Below are 4678 nucleotides of genomic sequence, written 5' to 3'. Positions count from 1 at the left end.
TGCTATGGCCGCCAGGGGCACGCAGACCGCTGCCGCGACCGCGAAGACGGCCGCGGAGAGCACGGCACCGCCTTCGCAGGGCCCGTCGCAGGAAGAGCAGCAGAGCTCACTGCATGATCGACGGAAGTGGAGCGAGTGATGGCCGTGACGCATGTGCAGCTCGGTGGCGAGCTGCAGGGCCGCTCGATCTTCGGGAGCAGCCGCAACCGCCTCGAGCGGATCGGTATGTGGTCGACCCTGGCAGTGCTGGTGGTCGCGCAGCTGATGGTGATGCGCTGGTCCTGGACCGTCCTGCTGGGCGCTGTTCTGCTGGCCACGACCGTGTTCGTGTGGTCACCGAGGCCGAGCTTCGGCCACAAGTCCGTGGTCGGGATGCTCGCGATCCCCCTGCGTCGACGCTGGAACCGCCGGATGAAGACGCTGGACACGGTCGGGGGAGAGGCGGCCGAGGCCGCTGAGGGGAATGTCCCTCACCTGCCGGCTGACGTCGGGACGTTGCGTGGCTACGAGATCGAGCTGTGGCCGGGGGCGGAGCATCCTGGACGTGTGGCTGTGCTTCGTCAGCGGATCCACGACCAGACCCAGTTCACGATGGTCCTCGAGTTCCGGGCACAGCAGTCCGGTGTTGTCGACGGGCTTGAGGGGCTGCGGAACCACGCGGGGTGGGCGAAGTTCCAGGCCGTGATGGCGCGTCAAGGTTCGCTGGCGAGGCATCTGCAGCCGGTGGCGCGGATCGTGCCGTTCGACCCGGCCGATCACGTGCAATGGCTCATCGATGCGCTGCCGGACAACGCACCGGAGATCCTCGTGCGTTCGTACGCCGAGCTCGTGGACGGAGTGATCAGCGAGCAGGAGCAGAACCGCACCTGGTTGACGATCGGTGTGCCGGCGAGTCGCGAGTTCTACGCGGCGGCCGATCGCGTGGTCCTCCCGGACGACATGAACGAGGCCAGTGACCGGGAGCGGGCCGATGCCCGCACGGCCGTGGTCCTGGCCACCGAGCTGCGGCGGATCATCTCCGCGGGCCGCGCCAACGGGTTCTCGTTCCGGGAGCTCGACGAGCGACGGCTCGCCGCGGTGACGCGCAGCCTGCAGGATCCCGATCAGCCGTTGGATCGCCTCGAGGGCGCTGACCGGTTCTCGATGTGGCTGCCGTGGATCGGCTCGGAGTCCTCCCGGTACCTGGTGATCGAGGGGAGCCAGAAGCGGTGGTACACCCGCACGGCCGTGGTGCCGCGCGACGGGTTCGCGGCGGGAGAACTGCCGGTCGACATGCTGGTGCCGCTCCTGACGGGCGTGAACCCGGCAGTGGTACGCACCGTGAGTACCCACGTGACGGTGGTGCCGGCGACGACCGCCCGCGCCGAGGCCCGGGACGACCTGACGATGGACCGCTCGGCGGTGCAGCAGAAGGCCAAGGAGGTCTCGGACGGGACGAGCGAGGCCCAGCTGACAGCGTCGCAGCGACGGCTGCAAGACCTGCAGCCGGGATCGGGCGTCCACGGGGCGGAGTGGGCACTGGCCGTGACGATCCAGGCTCCCGACCTCGAGGAGCTCGAGCGGGCGGTCAACGCGATCGAGGAGGCCGCTGCCGAGTCGCACATCTCGAACCTCGACTGGCAGGACCACGCGCACCACCTGGCGATGCCGCTGACGCTGCCGCTGGCTACCGGAGTGCGCCGGCGTAAGAAGAAGTGGCTGCCGACGTGATCGCCAGCGCAGCAAGCCCACAGGCCCCCGCCGCCACTTGCGAGCGGCATAGACGAGGAGAGCACCGATGAAGGTGAAGCAGCGGAAGAAGCGAAAGGGCGGCACCCCACCCTCCTCTGCAGAGACGAAGCCTCCCGAGCCGTGGCTGCAGGCGGCTCGCCGGAAGGGGTGGCTCGACTTCCTGGGAGCCTATGACCAGCAGGTCACCATGCTGCGGTCGACGACGTCGCAGACCTCGGCGCTGCATCTCGCAGTGGCCGGGGCGCCGACGTCATCGTTCGGCCTCTACGCCGGAGATGACCTGATCACCGGCTGGCCGGTCTTCCACGATCCGATCGAGGGCTACCGGTCCAAGGTCATCGGATCGCCGAACTGCGTCTCGATCGGCGATGTCGGGTACGGCAAGTCCTCGTTCTCCAAGACCTGGGTCACGATGCGCAACCTCATGCTGGGACGCCGCGTCGTGATCGTGGACAAGAAGATGCAGTCGGCCGGAGATGAAGACTCCGAGCACGAGGGCGAGTACGCCTCACTGGCCCGAGCCCTCGGCGTGGAGCCCATCCGCTTCACCGGCGAAGAGGGAGGGCTGAGGATCAACCCGCTGGACCCGGTGATCACGGGATCTGACCGGCTCACGGCAAGCCACACCGACCTGCTCAAGGCGATTCTCGAAGAGGTGATCGGCGAGGTCCTCAGCGCGGACGAGCGCAAGGCCCTGCGGGTCGCGCGGGACGCCGCGGTCACGCGGGCGCGGGAGCGCGGCGCGGTCGCGACGATCCACGACGTCACCAGGTACCTCCTGGAACCGGACGAGGAGATCGTCGAGGCGCAGCTGGGACGCTACGGAGTCGACGACTACGCAACCTGGGGTCGTCGCGTCGGGTTCGCGCTCGAGGAGTGCATCGAAGGCGAGCTCGCCGGGCTGATCGACGGGGAGACCAGTGAGGAGATCCGTGTCCACGCGGGGCTGACGGTCTTCGATATCTCAGCGCTGCCGGACAGCGGCCCGGCGGTGCCGGTGGTCATGGCGATCATCAACACGTGGCTGCGGGCCACCCTCCTGCGGCAGAAGTCGGCGGTCCCGACGTTCTTCGTGATCGAGGAGGGTTGGCACCTGGTGGACGGGTCCTTCGCCAAGGTGTCCCAGCAGAACACGAAGAAGTCTCGCGGACTCGCCCTGTCGACCGTGACCAACTACCAGCATCTCTCCGATGTGCCGGCGAACTCGCCGGCCATCGCCACGATCAAGGAGGCCGGCACCATCGCGATGTTCCGCCAGGCACGCCGAGAGGACGCCGAGGCGTGCCAACGACTGTTCGGCATGCCCCCGTCGTCGATCGACCTGCTGATGAACCTCGAGCAGGGCTGCTGCCTGCTGAAGATCGGCAACAAGCCCGCCGTGCTCATGCGCGCGTCGCGCTCGAGCATTGAGGCGCAGCTGGCTGACACCGACGGCGCGCTGCTGTCGCAGGCGCGCGTCGGGCTGCAGGGTGACGACTTCACGGCCGGGGAACAGGACGACGCCGAGGATCTCGCCCTGGCGGGTGCGGGGAGTGATGTCGCATGAGCGCCGCCGAAGTTGTGCCCTCGACCCGAATCCCGACGGTCACCTCGACCTACCTCGATCCGACCTCCGAGTCGGGTCGCACCCCGCTGTACATCGCGCGGCGCGGCCGCCTAGATGGGGTGATGCTGCGCCTGGACGTGTGGGAGCAGCTCCGGGACGAGGCGACGCGCTCACTGGACCTGCGTGAGCGCGACGAGCTGCAGGACCGCCTCAGTGCCGGCGTGCTGCTCGAGGGGTCTCTGGGGGAGGTCGCAGCGCCTCTACGGCCCCCGGCCGTCCTGGCGTCGCTGCCGATTCGCTACGTCGCGCACGCCGCCTCGGACATCCTCACGGCCTCGCGCAGAACGACGAACGCCCGGAACCTCGCCGGCTTCCTGGCGCACTGGACACGCGGTTACCTGCGCGGGTCGGCGGTCACCGACCCCGACCGTCCAGGGCCCGTGATCGAGCGGGAAGTGGCGCCTGCCTACCACGACGACCAGGTGCCGTTCCGGATCGTCTGGGCGCGGGCGGGGGAACACCGCGAGCACCGCACGCTGCTGGCGGTGCGCCCGCTCGAGGGCGTGCTCGCCCGGGCGTGGACGTTCCCGTCCCCGATGGATGCCACCACCGAAGGAGATGCCTGATGGCTCAGCGAGGTCGCTACGACAAGACCCCCTCGACGCTCCTGCTGCTGATCGCCGACTACTGGTGGGCGTTCCTGCTGATCCTCGTCGCCGGCTTGCTGGGGGTGTGGCACACCGCAGTGGTGCTGTCCACGCCCGCGGAGTGGGGCGACTTCGAGGTGAGCATGACCGGACTCGTGGGCGTGGTCCGTGGGCAGGGCCTGGCAGAGGTCCCCGGCGGCGGCACCTGGACCTACGTGCTCTTAGGCCTCCTCCTCGCGCTGATCGCCGTCGTGATCGTGGCCGTCTCGGCACTGCTGACGAAATGGCGGCTGCGCGCACCGGGCAAGGGCATGGCCACGAAGGCTGAGGTGAAGAGAGCGCTCGGCCGCGAAGCGATCCTCTCCGAGGACCGTGACGGCCGGCTGTGGCCCGCCAACTCGAAGGTCCCCGCGAAGGAGCGGACGTTCTGCGTGGGTACCGCGTCCTTCGCGCGCGGTGCCGTCGAGGCGCATCTCGGCCAGGAGCAGCATCTCGGGGTCGTTGCGCCGACCGGGGGCGGCAAGACGTTCCGCGTCCTGAGCCGGGCAGCGCTCAACGCGCCCGGTGCGCTCGTGGTGACGTCGACGAAGGCGGATCTGCTGGATGTGATCGCCGAACCCCGTGCGAAGAAGGGCAAGGTGTGGGTGTTCGACCTGCTGAACCTCGTATCCTGGCCCGAGTCGATGCGGTGGAACATCCTGCGCGGCTGCGAGGACACGGTCGTGGCTCGAGCTCGCGCGGGACAGCTGGTCAA

4 protein-coding genes are annotated in these 4678 nt (G+C 69.0%); all 4 read left to right on the top strand.

Annotated features, from left to right (window positions below; genetic code table 11):
• Positions 1–138: 138 nt before the first annotated feature.
• Positions 139–1710, top strand: a complete 1572-nt coding sequence (locus tag ACHFFZ_RS07165) for an SCO6880 family protein (RefSeq protein ID WP_394275963.1) — start codon at positions 139–141, stop codon at positions 1708–1710.
• Positions 1711–1777: 67 nt separating this feature from the next.
• Positions 1778–3277 carry an ATP-binding protein gene (locus ACHFFZ_RS07160; RefSeq protein WP_394275962.1) on the top strand — a complete coding sequence of 500 codons (1500 nt, stop codon included), beginning with the start codon at positions 1778–1780 and terminating at the stop codon, positions 3275–3277.
• The gene (locus tag ACHFFZ_RS07155) at positions 3274–3903 is read left to right on the top strand and encodes a hypothetical protein (protein ID WP_299306024.1); all 630 of its coding nucleotides are present in this window, start codon (positions 3274–3276) and stop codon (positions 3901–3903) included. The genes ACHFFZ_RS07160 and ACHFFZ_RS07155 overlap by 4 nt, the downstream gene beginning before the upstream one ends.
• On the top strand, positions 3903–4678 hold a 776-nt coding region (locus tag ACHFFZ_RS07150; RefSeq protein WP_394275961.1), incomplete at its 3' end, for a type IV secretory system conjugative DNA transfer family protein. The genes ACHFFZ_RS07155 and ACHFFZ_RS07150, both read left to right, overlap by 1 nt.

This window comes from Luteococcus sp., from assembly GCF_043424415.1.
Classification (GTDB): Bacteria; Actinomycetota; Actinomycetes; order Propionibacteriales; family Propionibacteriaceae; genus Luteococcus.
This window is presented reverse-complemented; position numbering and strand designations above follow the sequence as displayed.